Origin of the sequence: Pseudoflavonifractor sp. MSJ-30 (assembly GCF_018918045.1) — a bacterium.
GTDB lineage: Bacteria > Bacillota > Clostridia > Oscillospirales > Oscillospiraceae > Faecousia.
Map to the genome: position 1 here is coordinate 15,644 of NZ_JAHLPU010000048.1, position 22,862 is coordinate 38,505.

A 22,862-nucleotide genomic window follows, 5' to 3' on the forward strand; every position below is an offset into this window, starting at 1 on the left:
CGCAGCACGCCGGATTTATTTTTCTTCCCGCAGCATGGCAAGGGCCTTTGCCTCCCGCTGCAAAACCTGATCAACGGTCAGACCCAGTGCCTTACCTGTGTCCTCCGGGGACATGGGCAGGCCCTTTTCCAGGCCGAAGCGCAGCGTCAGAAGCTTGGCGTCCTCCTCCGGCAGCACGCTGAGCAACTCGGAGATCCGCTGGCGCATCTGGAAGTAGGCTGTGTCCTCCACGGCCTGCTCCTCCTCCGATGCTTCCTCTTCCTTGGGGGCAGTGGCCTGCTGGAGCATTCTGGCGTCCTCCAGGACCTTGCGGACGGTTTCCGCGTCCTCCGGAGTCATGTGCAGCTCCAGGGCAATCTCCTCCAGAGTGGCGTTTCTGCCAAGCTCCGCAAGCAGCCGCTCATCCACGGCCCGATAGTCTTCCAGCGCCTGGCGCATTTTCTGGCCCACACCATTGGCCCGGGCCTGCAGAGTCACGGCTTTCGCCATGGCCGCGCGGATGGCCCTGTCCCGCCGGGTCAGGTAGTCGCCCTCCGGCACCTGAATGGCCTGCCAAAGGGCCAAACCGCCCTCCTGCAGAAGGTCCATCATCAGAACGCCGTAGCCCACAAACTCCGGCACGATTTCCACCACACGGTGCAGTCCCTGATGCATCAGCTGCTCCGCGGCCCGCTGGTCACCCTGAGCGACACGGTCTGCCAGAGCTTTCTCATCCGTCTGCCGGGGCATTTCCCGGATTTCCTCTAAGTACAGCCGCAGGGGGTCCGTGGGATTCAGTCCGGAAACATCCAATGCCTTTTCGGCAATTTCCGCCTCCTGCCGCAGCCGCAGAGCCGCCTGACCGGTATACTGCTTTACAGGCAGGTCGGACACATCCAGCATCAGCTTTCGTTCATCCAGAGCCGCAAAGGCATCTTCTACGGCATCCTCCGTCTCCTGCTCCAGCAGCGTCAGAAAATGCGCCGCAGAAATCCTGTCTCCTTCTCTTTTTCCGGACAGGAACAGTTCCCAGGGGCTGTTTTCAAAGGAAAAATCCAATTCGTTCATTCCAAAAAGTCCTCCAATCCCATGCTCGCGCCCATGGCCTGGAGCTTGTCCATGGCCTGTTTTTCCACCTGGCGCACCCGCTCCTTGGAGATGCCCAGCTTCTGGCCAATCTCCTCCAGAGAATGACAGGTGCCGTCCTCCATGCCGAAATGGAGCCGCAAGATCATCTGCTGGCGCTCTGTCAGCGTGGAGAGCAGACGGTCTATGGTGTCGGTCAGCTCCTTGCGGACCAGTTCTTCCTGAGGCTGGGGCGCTTCCAGGTTTTCCAGGAGGTCCCCGAAGCTGCTCTTGTCCTCGTCTCCGACGGGTACATCCAGCGAACAGATGTCCGGGGACAGCTGCAGCAGCTCCTCCACCTTTTCCCTGGGCATATCCACCCGCCTGGCAATCTCCTCCGCCGTGGGCTCCGTGCCCTCCTCCTGGCGCAGGACGGCCTGCGCCGCCTGAATCTTGCGCATCCGCTCCGCCGTATGGACCGGGACACGGATGGTGCCCGCATGGTTCAGCAGGCACCGGGTCACGCCCTGGCGGATCCATTTGGTGGCGTAAGTGGAAAAACGGTAATCCCGGGTGTAATCAAATTTCCTGGCCGCGGCCAGCAGGCCGATGCTCCCCTCCTGAATAAGGTCCAGCAGAGGCACGCCCCGCCCGGCATACTCCTTGGCAACGGAAACCACCAGACGCAGGTTGGCATTGACCATCTTGCGGATGGCCTCTTCATCTCCCTGTGCGCAGCGGCGGGCCAGCTCCCGCTCCTCCTCCACAGTCAGCCGGGGGATCTGCCGGATCTCCCGGAGGTACTGGCGGATATCGTCCTCATCCGTGGGAACCGGAATGGGCTGGGTGTCTTTTTCTTTATCCAAAAGTTCCGTCATGCTTTGATTCCTTTGCTCTCCTGTAGTTTCCGCTGTAATTCCATCAGCGTATCTTTCGTATCGGCGGTTTTGAATTCATGCATCTGCCGTATGACCTGAATGCTGTCGCGCATGGCCTGTTCGGAGACGGGACCCGGATTTCTCTGCAAAATCCCGGCGATATGGGCCATTTCCTCTCCCGTAAAATCGGTGAGGCCGGCCACGCTGGGAACCATCCCCTGTCTGCTTTGCTGCTGCAGCTGCTCAAAGACCCTGCCCAGCAAAGGCGAGGAAAAATCCTCTGGCTTCAGCCCTTCCGTCTCCGCGATCATGGCAGCGTCGCTCAGGCACTGGGCCAGAACGATCTCCTCTGCCATGGCGGAGCGTACATTGTCATAACGGATCGTCCGGCTCTTCGGCTGGGCCGCCACGGCCGGAGCCAAATCAATACGCTCCTGCTTCCGCTTTTCCCGGTACTGACGGCGCTTAAAGGCTTTATTGACCACAATCTTCATGGCATCGGAAGAAATTTTCCCCGCTTCCGCCACTCGGTTACCGTAGATTTCCCGCTGGACGGCATTGCCGAGACTGCTGACCAGTTCCGCCGCCTCGCTGATGAATTTCACCCGATCCTCGTCCACATTCAAGTCGTACTTTTTCTGAATGGCCCGAAGCTGGTATTCCACTCGGTTGGAAGACTCCTCCAGAAGGAGCTTGAACCGGTCCGCGCCGAACTTTTTCAGGAATTCATCCGGGTCCTTGGCGTCCCGCATCTGCAGAACCTTTACCTGCAGCCCCGCTCTCTCCAGCATGGGGATGGCCCGCCTGGTAGCGTTCTGTCCCGCCTCATCGCCATCGTAAATCAAAACCACCTGTTCCGTATACCGGGAGAGAAGCACCGCGTGCTCTTCCGTCAGAGATGTTCCCAGCGAAGCCACGGCACAGTCGAAGCCATATTGGTGCAGCGCGATAGCGTCCATATAGCCTTCCACCAGAATAAGGTAACCCAGCTTGGTTTTTTTAGCAACATTCAGGGCAAACAGATTTTTTCGCTTGTTAAATATCTCCGTTTCCGGGGAATTCAGGTATTTGGGTGTGGAATTGTCCATGACCCGTCCGCCAAAACCGATCACATTCCCCCGCACATCGATAATGGGAAACATGAGCCGGTTGCGGAAGCGATCAAAGATATTCCCATTTTTCTGGGATACCGAAACCAGCCCGGCGTCCTTCAGTTCTTCATCCGTATAGCCCTTGGCCCGCATGGCCTTGCAGAGACTGTCCCAGCTGTCCGGAGCAAAGCCGATGCCAAACCGGGTCAGCGTTCCCTTGGACATCCCCCGGCTTTGGGCGTAACGCAGGCCCTCTGCCCCTGTCGGAGCATAGAGCTGGGTCACAAAGAACCGCGCCGCTTCTTTGGCGAGGGCCCACAGCCGCTCCTGCTTCCGGTAGCGGCTCTGGTATTCCTCGTCGTCCGGCACCTCCATACCCACACGCTGGGCAAGGGCACGGACGGCATCCGGGTAACTCAGGCCCTCGATCTCCATTTCGAAATTGATAACACCGCCGCCCTTGTGGCAGCCGAAGCAATAGTAGATTCCCTTGTCCGGCGCTACGGAAAAAGACGGAGTCTTCTCCCCATGGAAAGGGCAGAGGCCGAAGAGGTTGGAGCCGGAGCGCTTGAGATTCACATACTGGCCAACGACCTCTTCAATTGGATTTCTGGCGGCCAACTCATCCAAAAATGCCGGTGGAAACGGCATAGGCGCTCCCCTCCTTCTCTGCTTATTTCAATAGTTTATTATATCACAAGATCACCGGACATTCCAGCCGGTCGGTACAAAAATCTCATTGAATTTTCCCACGGCGTAGTTGTCCGTCATACCCGCGATATAGTCGCAGACCGTCCTGCCCAAGCCGTCAAAGGTCAGCTGGGGCTGAAAATCCTCCGGCAGTTCCTCGGGATTCTCCACATAATAGCGATAGAGCATTTGCAGCATATCCTTTGCTTTGCTCTCCTCCCCTTTGGCAATCGGGTTGCGGTAGACCCGCTCAAACATGAAGCTGCGCAGGTCCGCCAGTGCCTTCTCAATATGGGGCGTCATGCAGATTTTCCCCGCCTCCCGGGATGTAAAAATCATGTCGCAGACCAGAGTATTGATTCTGTCCCGCTGGTTTTCGCCCAAAATAGCGGCGATATCCCTCGGAATGTCCTCTGTGGTCAAAATGCCTGCCCGGATGGCATCGTCAATATCATGGTTGACGTAGGCGATCTGATCCGAACGGCGGATGATCTGCCCCTCCAGGGTTTCCGGGATATAGGAGCCGGTATGGCCAAGAATGCCCATGCGGACTTCATTGCAGAGGTTCAGTCCCTGTCCATCCTTTTCCAGAATATCCACCACGCGCAGACTCTGCTCGTTGTGCCGGAAGGGCTTGCCCCAACATTCGGTCAATGCGCCCTCTCCGGCGTGGCCAAAGGGGGTATGCCCCAGATCGTGGCCCATGGCAATGGCCTCCGCCAGATCCTCGTTCAGCCCCAGCGCACGGGTTATGGTTTTGGCAATGCGGGTGACCTCCAAAGTATGGGTCATGCGGGTACGGTAGTGGTCCCCCTCCGGGTTCAGGAACACCTGGGTCTTGTGCATAAGCCGGCGGAAAGATTTGCTGTGGACAATACGGTCCGTATCCCGCTGAAAACAGGTGCGCACGTCCTCCTCCCGCTCCGGCTCCGGCCTGGGGCGGCCTGTGGACTTGTCCGAAAAAGCCGCCAAAGGATTCAGCCGCCGATGCTCCAAACGTTCCAGCTCTTCCCGTACCGTCATTGCCTTTCGCTCCTTCTCTTAGTCCTTTTCGTTTTCCTGTACCGGGAACGCCCGATACTCCGTGCCGGTTTCCATGGCTTCCACGGTCCCGGCGGTCATATCCGTAAGCCTTTCCAGAAATTCCGGCGTCTTCGCCTCCGGGAACAGCAGCTCCAGCTCCACCTCGGAGCCGAAGTCCGTATTGCGGATAATGCCGCCATAGGCCGCTGTTTCCAGCTTCACCCGCTCGTACCAGGCATAAGGACAGGGCAGGTACAGCACCGTCCACACCCGCTTCATGGACTTTCCCGCGGCATCTACAGCGATTTTGGCCCCTTTGGTATAGGCCCGCACCAGTCCTCCGGCGCCCAAAAGAATACCGCCGAAGTATCTGGTCACCACACAGACCGCATTGTAGAGTCCCTCCCGCTGCAAAACCTGGAGCATGGGCATTCCCGCTGTACCGCCGGGCTCGCCGTCGTCGGAAAAACGGACGGCCCCGTCCCGGATGATGTAAGCCCAGCAGTTATGCGTGGCATCGTAATGCTGCTTTTTCATCTCCTGAATGCGGGCCAAAGCCTCCTCCTCCGTCTCCGCAGGCCAGAGTCTGCCGATGAAGCGGGACTTTTTCTCGATGAATTCGTCTTCTCCGAAGCCGGTGGGGACCAGATACTCTTCCAAGGCTCAATTCTCCTTTGTCACATACTCCCGCAGTCTTCCATAGAGGATATCATCCAGTACAGCGTCGATTTCGATTCCATTGGCGGTATAGTCAACGCTGTTGACCTTTGCCCCGCTGTGCAGGGCATCCACCTGGCCGCCCATGGAATAAGGCAGGCACAAAACCACATGGTGGCGGGCGTGGCCCAGCATCTGCTCGATTTTCTTCAGCAGCGCCTCCATGCCCACGCCGTTAGCGGCAGAGACGGCAACGGTGTCCTCCCCAACGGGGATATCTTCCCGGCTCACCAGATCTGCCTTGTTATAACAGTAGAGTACCGGCGTTCCGGGCTTCGCCAGCGTGCCGATGAGCTTATCCACAACGGCAATATGCTCCTGCCGGTTGGGGTCCGCGGAGTCAATGACGTGCAGCAACAAATCCGCGTATTCCAGCTCTTCCAGAGTCGCCCGGAAGGCATCCACCAGGTGGTGGGGCAGCTTGGCAATAAAGCCGACTGTGTCGGACAGAATCACATCCAGATTATCCGAAACCTTCAGCTGCCGGGACGTGGTATCCAGTGTGTCGAACAGGCGGTTGTTGGCCGGAATCCCCGCACCGGTCAGCCGGTTCAGCAGGGTAGATTTTCCGGCGTTGGTGTAGCCAACAATGGCGACTACCGGTACAGAGTTCTTCATCCGGCGCTCCCGCTGAACGCCCCGAACCTGCCGCACCTGGGCAAGCTCCGATTCCAGCCGGTTGATCCGCTCCCGGATATGCCGCCGGTCGCTTTCCAGCTTCGTTTCGCCGGGGCCTCGGGTGCCGATGCCGCCGCCCTGCCGGGAAAGACTCTTGCCCATACCGGAAAGCCTTGGCAGCAGGTACTTATACTGGGCCAGTTCCACCTGGAGCCGGCCTTCCTTCGTCTTCGCCCGCTGGGCGAAAATATCCATGATCAATGCGCTTCGGTCCAGCACCGTTACGCCGATGATTTCCTCCAGCGCCCGGATATTTCCCGGGGAAAGCTCATTGTCAAAAATCACCATGGTGGCTCCGGTGGCCTCCACCAGCATCCGGACCTCCCGGGCCTTGCCCTCGCCGATAAAGCTGTGGGGATCCGGGCTGGGCCGGTTCTGCAGCATCTTCCCGGTGCAGAAGCCTCCGGCGGTTTCCAAAAGCGCTTCCAGTTCCTCCAGCGTCTCGTCCGTAGCGGTCTGCTCCTGGGTAAAGCAGGCGGCGTTCAGGCCCACCAAGACCGCACGCTCTTGTTTCGTCTCAAAATTTCCTTCCATTTTCTTCCTCCGTAATCTTCTCTTTTCAGTATACCACAGACACGGCCTTTTGGGCAACCGTCCAGCGAAAAAGTTCAAAGAAAATACAAAAAACCCGCACTACCAACGTAGTGCGGGTAATCGGATCTCTTACTTCAGGCCGAAGCGCTTGTTGAAGCGATCAACACGTCCACCGGTGTCAACCAGCTTCTGCTTGCCGGTATAGAAAGGGTGGCACTTGGAGCAGATTTCAACGCGAATGTCCTTCTTGGTGGAACCGGTCGCGATGACGTTACCACATGCACAGCGGATGGTGGTCTGTTCGTAGTTAGGATGGATACCTTCCTTCATTTCTTTCACCTCTTTCATATCAGTTAAAGGGCATAAATGTCCTTAGCAATCTTGAATCGCCTAGGTATAATATCACACAGGCGGCCAAAATGCAAGTCTTTTTTTTGATTTTCGAAAAAATCTTTTTGTGGTATTCTCCCGGCTCTCAGAACGCCCAGTTACCCTTCCGGAAGATGGCCTTGATGGAGCCATCGGCGCAGACGGCATCGATATTCATGCTGTCGCAGCCGATCATGAAGTCCTCATGGATCATGGAATCGTTGATGCCCAGCTCCCGGCACTCCTCCAGGGACTTATTCTGGAAGTCTTCAATAGTATCCGGGAAGCCCATACCCAGGGCCAGATGGCAGGCAGCATTCTCATCAAACAGAGTATTGTAGAACAACAGGCCGCTTTCGGCAATGGGGCTGGCCTGAGGAACCAGCGCGCACTCGCCCAGATAGGCGGCACCCTCGTCCATGGAAATCATGGATTTCAGCAGTTCCTCGCCCTTCTCGGCGTGGACTTCTACAGCCTTGCCGCCCTCAAAGCGGATGGAGAAGCCTTCAATCAGCTGGCCGCGGTAGCTCAGAGGCTTGGTGGCGTAAACAATGCCCTCCGCCTGGCCCTTCATGGGAGAAATGAAGCATTCCTCAGTGGGAATATTGGGATTGAAGAACAGGCCGTCCCGGCTGGTCTCGCCGCCGCCGCAGAAGCGTCCCTGGGGGATCATTCCTACGGTAAAGTCCGTACCGTTGTCAGCGGTATAGTGCAGGGAGCGAATGCCGAGGCCGTTCAGATAGTCGCAGCGGGCCTGCAGGTCCTTGTCGTGCTCCTCCCATGCCTTGATGGGATCCTCGGTGACCCGGGAGGTAAACAGAATTGCCTCCCAGAGCTTTTCAACGGCAGTGCTGGTGCGCTCACCGGGGAATACCTTCTTCGCCCAGGCAGCGCCCGGGACGGCGGCAATGCACCACTGCTGGCGGTTTTCCAGCTGGTCCTTGTAGGGCTTGATAATGGGGTAGCTCATACGGCGGGCCTTGGTGACCTTCTCCATGTTGATACCCTTCAGGCCGTCGGGATCCTCGGACATCAGGTGAATGCGGCAGGGCACCACGTCTACCTCATGCTGGTACTTGGCCTTCTGCCACTCCTCCACGGTGCCCATGGTCGTAACAGAACGATAGCGGGTGTGGATCTTGGTCAGGGGCTGATAGTTCCACTCCACGGTGACCTTTTTGGCCTTGGCCTTATAGGCTTCCTCCACCACCATCTGGACAAACTCCGGCTGATCCAGATCGGCATAGATGACGACCTCCTGTCCCTTCTGGACATTGACGCCGCAGCGAACAATCAAGCGGGCATATTCCCGCAGTACGGTTTTCTTCATGGTTCAAAACTTCCTTTCTGAAAAATCTTTCCTATTGTAGCAGATTTTCGGAAAAAGGTCAACGGTATTGCAATTCTTACCCAATTCCTTTATAATATACCCATCTTCGGAAACTGAGGTAAATTTTTTATGCTGACAAAAGAAGCTTTTTCCGCGCTGGTTTCTCAGGGCCCCTGTTTGCTGGACGGCGCTACCGGTTCCTATCTGCGGGCCAAGGGCATGCCCAGAGACTGCGCTACCGAGGAATGGGTGCTGCGCAACCCCGAGGTTCTGGTGGAACTGCAGCGTGGCTACGCCGAGGCGGGCTCTCAAATCATCTACGCTCCCACTTTCCAGGCCCAGCCCATTGCCCTGAAAAAAATCGGCCTGGAGCACCACACGGAAGCCATCAACGCCCAGCTTATCGCCCTGAGCCGCTCCGCCGCTCCCGGCTGCCTGATTGCGGGCGACATCGCCACTCTGGCCGCCTTCTGCGACAGCTGGGACCCGGACAACTTTGATCTGCTGGTAGAGAACTACCGCCGTCAGATCCGGGGGCTCATTGACGGCGGGGCAGACCTGCTTGTGGGCGAGACCCTGCTCTATCCCCAGGAAGCGGAGGCAATTCTGACCGCCGCGGAGCTGGAAGGGGCGCAAACCACCATGATTTCCTTCTCCATGCAGTCCGGTGGCTTCCTCTACAGCGGCCACGACGCGGGTCCGCTGATGGAGCAATTGGAGCAGTGGGGGGCCTGCGCCGTGGGCTTTAACTGCGTGGCCGCTGATGACATGACAGCCCATCTGGTAAGCAAGCTGCGGCGACATACCAGACTTCCCCTGATTTCCAAACCCAACGCCGGAAATCCCACAATCAATGCCGAGGGTCTGGCTGAATACAAGCTGGAGCCGGAACCCTTTGCCCAAATCCAGCTGGATGCCTTTCATAACGGAGCCGCCCTCTTAGGTGGCTGCTGCGGCACCACGCCCCGGCATATGAAAGCCCTGAAACGTCTTTTGGAGGACTGTCATGAATAAAAATGTTCACTTTTATGTTCAACCCAAAAGTGCCATTGTGGCACTGATGGCCCTGTGCCTGAGTCTCTCGGCGGTGGGACGGATCTATCTCTACTGTTCTTCTGATCTCCCCACATACACCAACGTATGGCTGCAGCTGGTGCTGCCTGTGGCGGCCACGGTGCTGTATATGCTGACGGTGCTGCTGGACGGTCAGGAGCGGTTTTACAAAACCGCCATTCCCGTGTGGCTGTTTGCGCTGTTTTCCGCCGTCTGGGTGCGTCACAATCTGAACGGGCGGATGCTGATTGCCTTAAGCTGGATGGCCCTGTTTTTCTTTTGTTTCATCTATACGGACCTGACCTCCGGTATCCGGCTCCACCGGTCCTGGCTGCTGTTTCCCTTGATGCTGGCCCCTATGGCCACGGTGGTTTTTTACAACCGTCAGGCGATTTTTCTCCGGGACTGGAACGCCGTTGTGCTGCTGCTTCCCAATACCCTGCTGTTCTTAGGGTGTACGGCTCTGATTTTCGCCATTCGGGTCCATCCCGCCGGGGAATACCACCCCACCTGGGGTGACCGGGTGGATGGTCGGAGAATTCGCTCCCTGCCCCCGGTCAACCAGATCATCCCCTATATTATGGTAAACCGCAACGGCTCCTCCAATCTCTTTGAACAGGCTTTTGAAATCACCAATGTGGACCGCTATATCCGGCAGAAGCGCCGGGAGGGACTGAGCAGCTTTGGTCTGACCCATGTGTTTCTTACGGCCTATTGCCGGGCCATTGCCAAGTATCCCGGAATCAACCGGTTTGTTGCCGGTCAGAAAATTTACTCCCGGGGCGAGGACATCCAGTTCAGCATGACCATCAAAAAGGAAATGAGCACCGATGGCGCGGAAACGGAAATCAAACTTCACCTCAGCCCCAGAGATACCGTCTACGATGTCTACAAAAAGATGAATGATGAAATCACCAAGGCCAAGAATGCGCCTTTGGATGCCGGGGTGGACAACGCCGCCTATGCTTTGACATTGGTTCCCGGCGTGTTTCTGAAATTTACGGTGTGGCTGCTGAAAACTCTGGATTATTTTGGGCTGCTGCCAAAAGCCCTTTTGGAACTGAGCCCCTTCCATGGCAGCGTGTATTTTACCTCCATGGGTTCTCTGGGCATCCCCCCTGTTTATCACCATCTGTATGACTTTGGCAATCTTCCCGTATTCGGCGCCTTCGGCTGCAAGCGCAAGGAATTGGAGGTTCAGGAGGACGGCTCCGTTGTCCAGAAAAAGTACGTGGACTTCCGCTTTACCCTGGACGAGCGCATTGTTGACGGCTTTTATTATGCCTCTTTCCTCAAGCATCTTCGTCGCCTGATCCAGCACCCGGAGGTACTGGACCTGGCACCCGAGGAAGTCGTAAAGGATGTAGAATAATGAAAGACGCCATTTTAAATGCCCTGTCCCCGGATTACCCCTGGGCAGACCGCTTTCATTACTTTAACACCGTCGATTCCACCAATAACTATCTGAAACGGCAGGCTCTTCTGGGCGCACCCCACGGCACGGTAGCCGTGGCGGACTGCCAGACCGGCGGCAAAGGGCGGTTGGGCAGAAGCTTTCAGTCCCCCGGGGGCGTGGGCATTTACCTGAGCATGCTGCTCAGGCCCGACTGTCCCCAGAAGCAGCTGATGCACCTGACCTGCGCCGTGGGTACGGCCATGTGCGACGCTTTGGAAGAGGCCGCGGGCGTAAGGCCCGGCATCAAATGGACCAATGATCTGGTCTGCGAAAAACGGAAGCTCTCCGGCATTCTGGTGGAGCTGCTGAACGACACCCAGGGAAAGCTGTGCGTGATTATCGGCATCGGTGTCAACTGCTGCCAGCAGCTGACGGATTTTCCGGAGGAGCTGCGGGACCGGGCCGGTTCCCTGGCCATGGTCACGGGCCATAGAATTGACCGCCCTAAGGTGGCTGCCGCCATGATGGAGGCTCTGGCGAACATGGACAGGAACCTGCTCACCGGCAAAGAAGCCATGCTGGAACAGTACCGCCGGGACTGTGTGACCCTTGGTCAGAAAATCTCCGTGGTCCGGGGAGACGAGATTCGCCACGGCACGGCACTGGATATCGGCGACGACGGTGATCTGATCGTCCGCTTTGATGACGGCCACACGGAAGCCGTAAGCAGCGGCGAGGTCAGCATCCGCGGGATGTACGGGTACGTATAACACACAAATGGGCACGCCTGACGGCGTGCCCATTATTTTATTCTTCTGTCAACTGGCTCACGGGCTTGCGCTCCATGGGGATCTCCCGATAGCTATTCAGAATTTCCCGCGCTTCCGTTTGGGTAATGGTCTTGGCGATTTGCGTTCCGCCCAGCCCCAGGCCCCAGACATCGTTGGCAGAATCATAAACCACACACTGCTGCACCACCAGGCTGGCATCCTCTACGGTGTAGAAGGTATAGAGCTTATAGGCGTTATTCACTTCCACATAGGTTCCCAGAATATTGCCCTCATACAGCTTCAGTTCTCCATCCAGACCTACCATTTCCTTCTCCCGCAGGCCCACAAAGGTGGTCTTGCCGTCCTTCATTGCGTAAAGCTGCGGACGTCCGCTCTGCCAGAAGACGCACTCGTCCTGCCCGTCCCCGTTCAGGTCAAGCAATGTGTACTCAGCAGCGGTCATGACCTTACTCAAGGCAGCAAAGCTGTCCTGCCGGAAGGGATTGTCCTGCTCCAGCATGGCATCGTATTCCGCGTCCTCCTTTTGAATTTTGGGCAGCACCGCATCCATATCCGGCTTACGGGGCCGGATGGAGAAATCAATGTGCTCTGCGAGCCATTCGATATCCTGGTCGGACATCTCCATCCGGGGGCCCTCTCCGTCGTTCAGATACCAGACAGTCGTAAAACGTGCGTAGAGGAACGCGTCCTCCCGGTCGCAGATCAGGTAAGTCCAGTCGTTGGCGGGCTGAACAGGGTCCGTGGAAATCGCAATCAGGATCTTTTGTCCGTCGCTGCGGGTATAGGTCCATTCCCTTATGTTGGCCGCGTTGTTTGTCACGAAGGTAGTCGTATTCATGTAGCCCTTCTGGGCGTAGCAAAGGAAAATGCCAACGGGATTCTCCCAGGTAAACGCCGGATCCGTCACCTTCAGATCAGCTCCAAAGGTTGCGTTTCCGGATTCATAGAAACTGCAGAATCGCAGATTCTCCGCATCCTCGGTGTCACTGACGAAATCCCTCGGCAGCCCCAGAGCGTTCCAGCCAAGCTCCCAGTCGTAGTGATAGGCCATAGCCTCCCGCCCCAGAATCTGCAAATCATATTTCCGTGCGATTTCCTCCAGCTTGTCCACCATTTCCTGGGAGTATACGTCATAGGCCGCGTATTCCTCCGGTGCCTGGAACTTTCCCTTATTTGCCAGGTAGATATCATTATTGGGATCATAGCTTTTGCAGAACTGATACCATTCCAGCGCCGCCTTCTGCTCCGGGGTATCCCGGACGCCCTGGAGGGACAGAACCGTTTTTGTCACTTCCCGCGCCTCATGGCGCTGGCCGTCCCCATCGATCCAGGCGGGGGCCGTGGTCTGGTACTCGTCCAGCTTCAGGTCCTTGGTGCTGAGGGCCGCAACAGCGCAGCCCATAAAAATCGCCATTGCGGTAATGATGGCCGCAATCAATAGAGGTTTCTTAACTTTCATAATCCGTTTCCTTTCCGCAGGCCGATGACCGGAGGCGGACAGGATGTTTTCCAGAAGAGCATCTTTCTCCTTCTGCGTCAAAGCGACGGATTCAAACGCTTCCTGAATGTTCTGTTTTTTCATTCCAAATCACCGCCTAACATGGATTTCAGTTGTTTTCGGGCACGGGCAAGCCGGGTGCGGACCGTTGGCTGGGGACAGCGTAAGAATTTCGCGATTTCCGCCGTGGTATAGCCCTCGTAATAGTAGAGATACACCACCGTTTTGTAGTCCCGGGGCAGGCTGAGAATTGCCTCCAGCACCGGGTTTTCCTTTGGCCCAAGGTCCCCCGCAATGTCCGCGTGGTCGTCCAGATCCTCGTCCTTTCGGTAGAACCTCTTCAGCTGGTCCTTGCACAGGTTGGACGCCGTCACGACGAGCCAGGCCTTTTCGTGCCGTGGGTTTTCGAAGGTCTTCCCGGAAGCGATGAGCCGCAGGAAGGTCTCCTGGACCATATCCTCCGCCTCCGGCTTGTTTTTCATAAAGGAATAGCAGATACGGTAGACCGTATCGACCTGACGATGATAGATTTCCGTGATCTCTTTGTCCGTACGCAACAAAGAAGCCATGGTCACCACCTCCTCTCACCCAAGATACGACTGAAACGGGACGGATGTTTCAGAAAATGCAAAAAAACAGGGACGGCAATCCGACGCCCGTCGGGTAGCGAAATTGAGCGATCGTTTTTCTGCTCAGTTTCATTACGCCGCGCGCGGCAGATTACCGCCCCTACATAAGAATTCTGCTTAATCCCAGAGACAGCTCCAGTTCTTAACGAAGTACTCCACGCCGGAGTACACCGTGGTCAGCACGATGACGGCGGAGACCACCAGACCCACCACCATGTCTGTGGGGAAGATCAGCCAGGCAATGATGCCCACCATGGTGCTGGCGGTCTTCACTTTGCCGCTCCAGGCGGCGGCAATGACCTTACCCTTGGGGGCGGCCACCAGACGCAGGCCGGTGACAGCAAACTCCCGGGTAAGAACGATCATCAGCGCCCAGGCGGGGAAGCGCCCCCACTGGGTGAACATGGTCATGACGGCAATGGTCAGCAGCTTGTCGGCCAAGGGATCCAGGAACTTGCCGAAGTCCGTCACCTGATTGCAGCGCCGGGCGATCTGGCCATCCAGAAAGTCGCTGAGGCTGCCCAGAATGAAAATTGCCAGGGAGACCCACATCCAGATGTCGCTCTGACCGCCGCTTAAGTACAGGGTCACCATCATGACCGGGATCAGAAATACACGAAAAAGCGTAATTTTACTAGCTGTTGTCATTATTCTTCCTCCGTTACATAGCCTGCCAGATCACCGTCAATACAACCGTCGATGGTCACATTTACAAAATCTCCCTCATGGAGCGGTTCCTCCGAAGCAATCCATACCCTGCCGTCAATATCCGGAGAATCGGCATAGGTCCGTCCATAGAACTGCTCCTGCTCCTCGTCATAGCCGTCCACCAGAACCTCCAGGGTTTTGCCGATCTGGGCCGCGTTGTACTCGTCCATAATCTGGGACTGGATCATCTCCAGAGTCTGCGCCCGCTCCCTGGCGACCTCCTCATCCACATGCTCCATGGTCGCGGCGGGGGTACCCTCCTCCGGAGAGAAGACAAAAGCGCCTACCCGCTCCATGCGCTGCTCCCGCAGGAACTGGCACAGTTCCTGGAATTCCTCTTCCCCCTCGCCGGGCAGGCCGGCAATCAGGCTGGTGCGGATAACCAGACCGGGGATCCGGGCGCGCAGCTTGGCGAACAGCTCTTCGATCAGCTTCTTGTCCCCCCGGCGATGCATGGTGGAAAGGATCTTATCATTACAATGCTGAATGGGAATATCCAGATACTTGACGATTTTGGGTTCGCTGGCAATCACATCGATAAGTTCGTCATCGATCTCGTCCGGGTACACATAATGCACCCGGATCCAGTGCAGCCCGTCGATCTTGCACAACTCCCGCAGCAGTTCCGGCAGCAGACGCTTGTGCTCCGGGAAGTCCGTACCGTAGCGGCTGGTGTCCTGGGCCACAACGATCAGCTCCTTGGTGCCGTTGGCGGCCAGCACACGGGCTTCGTACAACACATCGTCCAGTTGACGGCTGCGGTACTTGCCTCGCAGATAGGGGATGATGCAGAAAGCGCAGCGGTTGTTGCAGCCCTCAGCGATCTTGATATAGGAGAAGTGCTCCGGGGTGGTGACTACACGGCCTATTTCCTCCTCCGGGGCATCGATGGAGCCAAAATCCACCACCTTGTGACCGCTGAGCAGCTGCTCAATGGCGGGAACAATTTTCGTATAGCTGCCGGTGCCCAGAATGCCATCCACCTCGGGCATCTCCTGAAGAATATCCCCCTGATAGCGCTGGGACAGGCAGCCTGTCACCAGAATCTTGCCCACCTGGCCTTCCGCTTTCAGCGCGGCGGTCTGCAAAATATAATCAATTGCCTCGCTTTTGGCGGAGTCAATAAAGCCGCAGGTGTTGATGACCACCACATCACTGCCCACAATGCCCTCGTTTACCGTATATCCGGCTTCCTGCACCCGGAACATCATCCGCTCGCAGTCCACCTGGTTCTTGGCGCAGCCAAGAGAAATAAATCCGATCGTTGCCATTATTCTTCCTCCGGGAAATCATCTGTGTCTAGGGAAAGCTCGCTGAGCGCCTGCCGAATGGCTCCATAGCTGTGGCCCCGGCGCAAAAGCGCATCAATGGCCCGCTTTTGCAGCTTGGGATCCGTGCTGCCGTTCAGCTTTGCCCGGAGAAAATCAGCGATTTTCTCCGACTGGTCGGGATAATCCTCCAGGGCCGCCTCCCAAAGCTCCCGGGGAATTCGTTTTTCATACAGGACTTGCTTTGCCCGGGCCTTTCCATAGCCCTTGGCAATACAGGAACGGACCACTGTCTCCGCCGTGGCGCTGTCGTCGATCAGATGCAGATCTGACAGCCACCCCACCGCTTTCCGGGCCTGAAGGGGATCTTCCCCTTTTCGCACCAGACGGCTCTCCAGATCCCTTTTGGAAACATTGGAGGCGGAAACGATTCGCACCGCCCGCATTTTCGCGGACATTTCAGAGGCCGCCGCCAATAGCTTTTTGTATTGCGCCTCGTCCAGTTCCAGCCCTATAGAAAGGCCAAAGTCCTCTATCGTCTGGCGGTAGAGCCGCAGGATGCTGCCGTCTTCAAAGCGCAGGGTGTACCGCCCCGAACGGTCCGGGGCGGTTTTCAGGTACTCAATCCTCATCGCTGAAATCGTCAGCGCTTACGGCGATGGGCTTCTCCGCCGCCTTGGCAGGGGCCTTGGGTGCTCCGCCGGAAATCTTCCAGAGATTCTCCCGAACCTCTGCCTCCACCTGCTCGGCCAACTCCGGCCGCTCCTGCAAATAGGTCTTTACGCTTTCCTTACCCTGGCCGATGCGATCGTCGCCCATAGAGAACCAGCTGCCGCTCTTCTGGATGATCTCCATCTGGACGGCCAGATCAATCAGCTCGCTCCACTTGGAGATGCCCTGACCATACATGATATCGAACACAGCCTCCTTGAAGGGGGGCGCTACCTTATTCTTGACCACCTTGACTCGGGTCTTGTTGCCGATAACATTGCCGCCCTCCTTGATCTGCTCGATACGCCGCACATCCAAACGGACGGAGGCATAGAATTTCAGGGCATTGCCGCCGGTGGTGGTCTCAGGGTTTCCGTACATAACGCCGATCTTCATACGCAGCTGGTTGATGAAGATGACCACGCAGTTGGTCTTGTTGATGGTGCCGGCCAGCTTCCGCAGTGCCTGAGACATCAGTCTCGCCTGGAGGCCCACGAAAGTATCGCCCATCTCCCCCTCAATTTCCTGCTTGGGGACCAGTGCCGCCACAGAGTCCACGACCACGGCATCGACGGCACCGGAGCGGACCAGGGCATCGGTGATCTCCAATGCCTGCTCACCGGTATCGGGCTGGGAAACCAGCAGATTGTCGATGTCCACGCCCAGCGCGGCGGCATAAACGGGGTCCAGCGCATGCTCTGCGTCCACAAAAGCCACCTCTCCGCCACGCTTCTGGGCCTCTGCCAGAATATGCAGGGCCAGAGTGGTCTTGCCGGAGGATTCCGGGCCGTAGATTTCAATGATCCGCCCCTTGGGCACACCGCCGATGCCAAGGGCGGCATCCAGTGCCAGAGAGCCGGTGGGGATTGCCTCCACATTCATCTCGGGACGATCGCCCAGACGCATAACGGTGCCCTTGCCAAATGTCTTGTCCAGCTGGCTCAGAGCCGTCTGCAGAGCCTTTTTCTTGTCCGAGGCGGGAGTCGGTGCTTCATAAGGAGTCTTTTTTGTAGCCATGATTCATATTCCTTTCCTGCCGTACTGAGCCAGCACGGCGCGTTCTCTTTCATTAAAATCCAAGGTCCGTTCCAGAACGGTAAAACCGTTCTCCTCCAGTATGGCGCAGACCGCGTCCCCCTGGCCCATGCCGAACTCATAGCACAGGAATCCACCGGGCTTCAAAAGGCCACGGAAATTTTTCGTAATGGCACGGTAGAAATTCAGGCCGTCCGTTCCGCCGAACAGGGCCATATGGGGTTCGTATTTCTTCACGCTGCCCGGCAGTTCCTCCATTTCGGAGGCCGTCACATAGGGAGGGTTGGAGACGATCATATCGAATTTCCCCAAAAAGGCCGGCGGCGCTTCCATGGCATCCACCTGAACACAGCTGACCCGGCCGCCCATATGGTTGCGCTGGATGTTCTTCCGGGCAACGGACAGCGCAGGCCCGGAGAGGTCCGCCAGGGTTACCCTGGCATCCTTCAAGCGGCTGGCAATTGCCAGACCAATACATCCGGAGCCGCAGCAGAGATCCAGGATCCGAGGATTTTGGTCCAGAAACAGTCCCCGATGGATGGCCAATTCCGCCACGGCGCATGTATCATCCCGGGGAATCAGCACATCAGGGCTTACATACAGATCCAGGCCGTAAAACGTCCACTCCCCCAGCACATAGGGCAGAGGCTCTCCGGCTAAGTACCGATCCACCGCCATATCCACCCGGGCTGTGAGTTCCTCCGGAACAGGCTTGTCCCGTTCTGCCAGAAAGGCTTCCTGAGTCATGCCGGAGAGGGTGCTGACCAGATCCCGCGCCATGGGGCCGGCAGTCTCCGGGGTCTCCGTCAGCGTCAGCCGGTCACGAGTCCTGATATACAGGTCGCCGTAGGTCTTCACCACCGGTCAGAGCCCTCCTTCTCAGGCAGCACAGCCTTGACTGCCGCAATGCCCACCTCGATCATGCTGTCGTCCGGCTCATTGGTGGTAAAGTGCTGCATGAGCATGCCGGGCTTGGTGATTACTCTGGTAAAGCCGTTGTCATGGCGGCCCGCCCAGCGATTGATCTCATAGGTAACGCCTACCACCAGCGGCAGCAGCAGGAGCTTGAAAACAATCATCAGCAGCCGGTAGCCGAAGGTGCCCCGGATGGCATTCAGCCCCGGAAAAACGGCCAGCAGCAGCGAAGATGCGATGGAAAAAATCAGAATGGAAATGACCATGACCACCAACAGGAAGCTGGTGCCGCAGCGGGGATGGAACCGGGACATTCCCCGGATATTTTCCACGGTCAGGGGCAGCCCCGCCTCATAGCAACGGATGGTTTTATGCTCCGCGCCGTGGTAGGAGAAAACCCGCTTCATTTCCCCCATTTTGGAGATTAGAATCATATAACCCATAAAAATGGCCATACGAATGACGCCTTCCACCAGGTTCAGCAGAAGATTGCTTGTGATTATCTTGTCAAAGAAAGACGCAATGGTCATGGGCAGCAGGAAAAACAGCAGCACCGACAGTCCAACGCCCATTGCCACCGCAATACCTACAATAGCCTTCTGGAATTTTTCACCACCCAGGGTCTTTTCCAGCCACTGGTCAAACTTGCTGGGCTCCTCCTGCTCTTCCTCCGGCACCAGCTCGGCAGAGCGCATCAGTGCCTTGACGCCCACTACCTGGGAATCAAAGAAGTTGAAAATGCCCCGGATAAAGGGTTTGCTTTTCCAGGACTCCGGCGGATTCACCTTCCGGTCACTGACCTCCAATGTCAGGCCATCGGCTCCCCGGATGACAATGGCATCCTTCTCCGGTCCCCGCATAAGAATTCCCTCGATCAAGGCCTGGCCGCCGATGGAGGTTTTGAACTGTTCTTTTGTTTCCATGTGTTTCCTTTCCGCTGTGGGTTTTATTCATATTGCAATGGCCGCAACCTGCTGCCATACGACGCCCGCGGCTGGACGTCTTCTCTCAGGAGAAGGCTCTTATTCCTGGGATGCGGGCAGGGCGATGGTCACCAGGGTTCCGCCGCCCTCGGCGTTCTCCAAGGTCAGGGTACCGCCGTGGAGCTGAACAATCTCATCGCAGACAGCCAGACCAATGCCGGTTCCCCGGGCCTTGGAGCTGCCCTTGTAGAATTTCTTTTTCACCAGCGGCAGCTCATCCTCAGGAATGCCGGGGCCGTGGTCCCGAATGCGGACAATGACCTGATCATTCTCATAGGCAATGCTGGCTTCGATTTTCTTGCCATCCTTGCCATGCTTGGCGGCGTTATCCAAAATGTTCAGGAACACCTGCCGCAAACGCTTGGGGTCACAGGGGATTTCAGGAATCTCCTCGTCATTTTCCAGATATTCCAGAGTGATGCCATCCTGTGCCAATCGGCTGCCGTACATGAAGATGGTGTCCTCAAACTCTCCGCGAATATCCGTTTGCTCCACATTCAAGGTCATGCGGCCGTCCTGAAGTCTCGTAAAGTCCAGCAGTTCCATGACCATTTCCGTCAGGCGCTTGGCCTCGGAAGAGATGATCTTCAGGCCCTGTGCCGTATCGGCATCCAGCGATTCGTCCGCAAGCAATGTCTCACTCCAGCCGTTGATGACAGTCAGAGGCGTCCGCAGTTCATGGGAAAGCTGGGAGATGAACTCCGCCTGCATCTTCTCGTTCTGACTGATCTTCACGGACATCTCGTTGATGGTCTCCGCCAGATCGGCAATCTCGTCATTGTATTTTGTCTTGATCTGTGCGCCGTAGCTTCCGTTGGCAATGCGCTTTGCCTTTTCCGTAATCTGCTCCACAGGCAGCATGACGGAACGGATGAAGAAGCTGCTGAACAGCAGCACCACCACCAATGCCGCCGCCAGCACAGTGACGCTGATAAAGGCAATGCTGACAATCTCCCGGTCCATAACAGAGGTAGAAGTCACATACCGCAGCACACCGATTACCTGGCCGTTGCTGTAGATCATGGGGCTGCTCACCGCCATGATCCGCTCCCCGGTGTCCGGGTCCCGCCCCACGAAGGGTTGGATGGTGCGGGTAGACACCGCCTCCGCAATCTCCGGCGTTCTGGGAGACACCGCCGCCCAGCTGCCATAGGAGGAAGCCACAATCTTCCCCCACTGGTCGATGAACTGCAGCTCCAAAGCGTCGCCGTTTTCAAAGGTCTCGGCATAGGTGATGCAGGACTGATAAAAGGTATCATAGTCCTGACCGATATACTCCTTGAAAAACTCCGTCGTACTGCGGGCACGGTTTTGCAGATCCGCGTCCATATTCCGGTAGCAGTAGGCCGCATAGGATGCGGTAATGGCTGCCACACATACCAGGCCCACCGCCACAATGACCAGCGTAATATTTGTCAGCCAGCGCTTATGAAGGTTTCCGATTTTTTTGAGTTCCAGTTTCATGCCGGGTTACGCGCCCCACTTATAGCCCAGACCCCAGACCGTAGTGATATAGGTGGGATTGGCCGTATCGTCCTCGATTTTAATGCGAAGACGGCGGATATTCACGTCCACGATCTTCAATTCCCCCTCATAGTCCTTGCCCCAAACGGCGGAAAGAATGTCCTCCCGGGACAGGGCTCTGCCTGGATTCTGCATAAACAGCTTCAAAATGGCATACTCCACCTGGGTCAGGCGAATGCGCTCCCCGTTCTTTTCCAGAGTATGGTTCCGGGTATTCATGGCAAAGGGGCCCTGGGTCAACAGCTCGGGACTGGCCGTGCTGTCACCGCCGATGCGGCGGTAGAGGGCATCGATCCGGGCAGTCAGCTCCGCCGGGGAGAAGGGCTTCGTCACATAGTCGTCCGCGCCGGTCATCAGGCCCGTGACCTTGTCCATTTCCTGGGTGCGGGCAGTGAGCATAATGATACCCATCTGCTTGTTGGTGGCGCGGATCCGGCGGCAGACCTCGAAGCCGTCGATATCCGGCAACATGATATCCAGAATGGCCACACCGATATCCGGATTCTCGGAAAGCCGGTCCAGAGCCTCCTGACCGGTGCCTGCCTCGATCACATCATAGCCCGCCCGGCGCAGATTGATGACCACAAAGCTGCGGATATTCACTTCATCTTCCAGAATTAGTACCTTTTTCATTTCTTATCCTTCCTGTTTCCAATCCACGCCGATCAGGCTGAAATCCTGGGTCAAAGACTCCTGGGTAATGCCGTAGACTCCGGAACCGACCTCCAGCTTTCCGGCAAAAACCACATTTTCGCCCCGGTACAGCGGGAAGCGGTTATTTTCTGTAGCCAGTTCCTCCCGCTCCTTTCCCGTAAAGGAATAGACGGTGAAGAGCGGGACAGCCCCCTCGTTGGTCTCATCCCATATGTAGAAGGTATAGCCGCTTCCGTTCTTGGAGACCGCCAGGCGCTCAGCCGTCATGCTGTCCAGATTCAGCCGCAGATACCAGCCCCCATCCACATTGTGGAAGGTAAAGAGTTTTTTGATCTCGTAGCCCTCCGAATCGATGGAATACCAGTAGACCAGCTGCTGGCGTTTGCCGTCCGTCTGGCCCGGAGCCGCCCGGAGGTCCATCAGGTTCGGAAGCTCCATTACGCCGTCGCCGTCAATATCATCCATGTAGAGGAAGTAATTGCGCAGGGTCCGCACACTGTAGGCCAGCTTATTGCCGCTGTTCAGATTGATCAGTTCCCCATCCTTCACGGTCAGCACATCGGTGACGATGGCACTGTCGTTCATGGAACTGGAGATATAGAGAGCAGTTTCTCCGCTTTGCAGACGGCTGACCTTTGTACGCTTCACCTGCTCAATGCGCTGGGACAGCCGAATCTCTCTGGAGCGCACCATGGCGTCATTTTCGTAGGTATAGAGTACAGCGGTACCGGCAGAGACATCCGTCTCCCCTTCCCGCAGCACCAGCAGGTCCGCCTTGCCGTCGGAATCCATATCCGTGGTATAAAACTTGGCATAGATGGTATTAATCAGCTGGTTGCTCTGGCCGTCCGCAAAGGAAAACACCGCCGCGATCCGCATCATCTGGTCGCTGAGTCTGCGGCCTACCACCAGCTCGCTGCCGGGACGGCCGTCCACATCCACATAGTCCACCTGTTCAAAGGCAGAGCCGTTCATCTGCAGCATTTCCAGCAGAACATATTTCCCGTTGTCCGTTTCGTGGAAAATCAAAATTTTCAAAGGCTTCTCGGAATTGCCCCGGGCAAACACCAGATATTCCTGCTTGCCGTCGCCGTCCAGATCCGCGCTCTGGACCATCTGCTGGTTGTCTCCATAGGAGGGCGAGGCAAATTCCAGTCCGTCCATGGCCTGCTCAATGGTATTCTGCAAAATGGTATACTCCTCTGTCCTGCGGGGGATGCAGTACATCTGATCTACCGTTCGGAAACCGCAGCCGGTAAGAAGCGACGCCAGCAGCACAAGTCCTATGGCAAAAAATTTCTTTTTCAAGGCATCAACTCCCCAAACTGTCAGATTTCTTTTTA

22 protein-coding genes are annotated in these 22,862 nt (G+C 56.8%); 3 read left to right on the top strand and 19 right to left on the bottom strand.

The window, feature by feature from the left end:
• Positions 1-15: 15 nt before the first annotated feature.
• The 8 genes from KQI10_RS07000 to KQI10_RS07035 all read right to left on the bottom strand — a co-directional run bounded on the left by KQI10_RS07000 (position 16) and on the right by KQI10_RS07035 (position 8,354).
• Positions 16-1,047, bottom strand: coding sequence for a sigma factor-like helix-turn-helix DNA-binding protein (locus tag KQI10_RS07000; RefSeq protein ID WP_216566693.1), 1,032 nt, complete (start codon positions 1,045-1,047; stop codon positions 16-18).
• Positions 1,044-1,922 (bottom strand): RNA polymerase sigma factor RpoD/SigA, encoded by an 879-nt coding sequence (locus KQI10_RS07005; RefSeq protein WP_216566694.1) that lies wholly within the window; start codon positions 1,920-1,922, stop codon positions 1,044-1,046. The genes KQI10_RS07000 and KQI10_RS07005 overlap by 4 nt, the downstream gene beginning before the upstream one ends.
• The gene (dnaG, locus tag KQI10_RS07010; RefSeq protein WP_216566695.1) at positions 1,919-3,664 is read right to left on the bottom strand and encodes a DNA primase; all 1,746 of its coding nucleotides are present in this window, start codon (positions 3,662-3,664) and stop codon (positions 1,919-1,921) included. Before dnaG ends, KQI10_RS07005 begins: the two co-directional genes overlap by 4 nt.
• 51 nt (positions 3,665-3,715) lie before the next feature.
• Complete coding sequence (locus KQI10_RS07015; RefSeq protein WP_216566696.1) at positions 3,716-4,726, bottom strand: deoxyguanosinetriphosphate triphosphohydrolase; 1,011 nt, start codon at positions 4,724-4,726, stop codon at positions 3,716-3,718.
• A gap of 18 nt (positions 4,727-4,744) precedes the next feature.
• On the bottom strand, positions 4,745-5,386 hold the full coding sequence (locus KQI10_RS07020) for a YigZ family protein (protein ID WP_216566697.1): 642 nt from the start codon (positions 5,384-5,386) through the stop codon (positions 4,745-4,747).
• A gap of 3 nt (positions 5,387-5,389) precedes the next feature.
• Positions 5,390-6,655 (bottom strand): GTPase HflX, encoded by a 1,266-nt coding sequence (gene hflX / locus KQI10_RS07025; protein ID WP_216566698.1) that lies wholly within the window; start codon positions 6,653-6,655, stop codon positions 5,390-5,392.
• Between the two features lie 129 nt (positions 6,656-6,784).
• Positions 6,785-6,985 carry a 50S ribosomal protein L31 gene (gene rpmE, locus KQI10_RS07030; RefSeq protein WP_216566699.1) on the bottom strand — a complete coding sequence of 67 codons (201 nt, stop codon included), beginning with the start codon at positions 6,983-6,985 and terminating at the stop codon, positions 6,785-6,787.
• 145 nt (positions 6,986-7,130) lie between these two features.
• The gene (locus KQI10_RS07035) at positions 7,131-8,354 is read right to left on the bottom strand and encodes an aminopeptidase (RefSeq protein WP_216566700.1); all 1,224 of its coding nucleotides are present in this window, start codon (positions 8,352-8,354) and stop codon (positions 7,131-7,133) included.
• Between the two features lie 129 nt (positions 8,355-8,483).
• On the opposite strand from KQI10_RS07035, the gene KQI10_RS07040 reads away from it, so the two are divergent.
• From KQI10_RS07040 to KQI10_RS07050, 3 genes are read left to right on the top strand one after another with little or no spacing between them, the layout of a single operon-like run.
• The gene (locus KQI10_RS07040) at positions 8,484-9,368 is read left to right on the top strand and encodes a homocysteine S-methyltransferase family protein (protein WP_216566701.1); all 885 of its coding nucleotides are present in this window, start codon (positions 8,484-8,486) and stop codon (positions 9,366-9,368) included.
• Positions 9,361-10,779, top strand: a complete 1,419-nt coding sequence (locus KQI10_RS07045) for a 2-oxo acid dehydrogenase subunit E2 (RefSeq protein WP_216566702.1) — start codon at positions 9,361-9,363, stop codon at positions 10,777-10,779. The genes KQI10_RS07040 and KQI10_RS07045 overlap by 8 nt, the downstream gene beginning before the upstream one ends.
• Positions 10,779-11,573, top strand: coding sequence for a biotin--[acetyl-CoA-carboxylase] ligase (locus KQI10_RS07050; protein WP_216566703.1), 795 nt, complete (start codon positions 10,779-10,781; stop codon positions 11,571-11,573). The genes KQI10_RS07045 and KQI10_RS07050 overlap by 1 nt, the downstream gene beginning before the upstream one ends.
• 37 nt (positions 11,574-11,610) lie before the next feature.
• On the opposite strand, the gene KQI10_RS07055 is transcribed toward KQI10_RS07050, so the two are convergent.
• The 11 genes from KQI10_RS07055 to KQI10_RS07105 form a co-directional block, all read right to left on the bottom strand.
• Positions 11,611-13,176, bottom strand: a complete 1,566-nt coding sequence (locus KQI10_RS07055) for a hypothetical protein (RefSeq protein ID WP_216566704.1) — start codon at positions 13,174-13,176, stop codon at positions 11,611-11,613.
• A complete protein-coding gene (locus KQI10_RS07060; protein WP_216566705.1) occupies positions 13,173-13,661 on the bottom strand; it encodes an RNA polymerase sigma factor in 489 nt (162 codons plus the stop codon). Before KQI10_RS07060 ends, KQI10_RS07055 begins: the two co-directional genes overlap by 4 nt.
• Before the next feature lie 177 nt (positions 13,662-13,838).
• Positions 13,839-14,369 carry a CDP-diacylglycerol--glycerol-3-phosphate 3-phosphatidyltransferase gene (gene pgsA / locus KQI10_RS07065; RefSeq protein WP_216566706.1) on the bottom strand — a complete coding sequence of 177 codons (531 nt, stop codon included), beginning with the start codon at positions 14,367-14,369 and terminating at the stop codon, positions 13,839-13,841.
• Complete coding sequence (gene rimO, locus KQI10_RS07070) at positions 14,369-15,700, bottom strand: 30S ribosomal protein S12 methylthiotransferase RimO (RefSeq protein ID WP_216566707.1); 1,332 nt, start codon at positions 15,698-15,700, stop codon at positions 14,369-14,371. The genes pgsA and rimO overlap by 1 nt, the downstream gene beginning before the upstream one ends.
• Positions 15,700-16,329 carry a regulatory protein RecX gene (locus KQI10_RS07075; RefSeq protein WP_216566708.1) on the bottom strand — a complete coding sequence of 210 codons (630 nt, stop codon included), beginning with the start codon at positions 16,327-16,329 and terminating at the stop codon, positions 15,700-15,702. The genes rimO and KQI10_RS07075 overlap by 1 nt, the downstream gene beginning before the upstream one ends.
• Positions 16,319-17,425, bottom strand: a complete 1,107-nt coding sequence (recA, locus tag KQI10_RS07080; RefSeq protein ID WP_216566709.1) for a recombinase RecA — start codon at positions 17,423-17,425, stop codon at positions 16,319-16,321. The genes KQI10_RS07075 and recA overlap by 11 nt, the downstream gene beginning before the upstream one ends.
• Positions 17,426-17,428: 3 nt before the next feature.
• Entirely contained in the window at positions 17,429-18,301 is an 873-nt protein-coding gene (prmC, locus tag KQI10_RS07085; protein ID WP_216566710.1) for a peptide chain release factor N(5)-glutamine methyltransferase, read from the bottom strand.
• A complete protein-coding gene (locus KQI10_RS07090) occupies positions 18,298-19,281 on the bottom strand; it encodes a DUF1385 domain-containing protein (protein WP_216566711.1) in 984 nt (327 codons plus the stop codon). The genes prmC and KQI10_RS07090 overlap by 4 nt, the downstream gene beginning before the upstream one ends.
• Before the next feature lie 99 nt (positions 19,282-19,380).
• Entirely contained in the window at positions 19,381-20,805 is a 1,425-nt protein-coding gene (locus tag KQI10_RS07095) for an ATP-binding protein (RefSeq protein ID WP_216566712.1), read from the bottom strand.
• Between the two features lie 6 nt (positions 20,806-20,811).
• Positions 20,812-21,498 (bottom strand): response regulator transcription factor, encoded by a 687-nt coding sequence (locus KQI10_RS07100; protein WP_216566713.1) that lies wholly within the window; start codon positions 21,496-21,498, stop codon positions 20,812-20,814.
• A 3-nt stretch (positions 21,499-21,501) separates the two neighbouring features.
• Entirely contained in the window at positions 21,502-22,827 is a 1,326-nt protein-coding gene (locus KQI10_RS07105; RefSeq protein ID WP_216566714.1) for a hypothetical protein, read from the bottom strand.
• Positions 22,828-22,862: the final 35 nt, after the last annotated feature.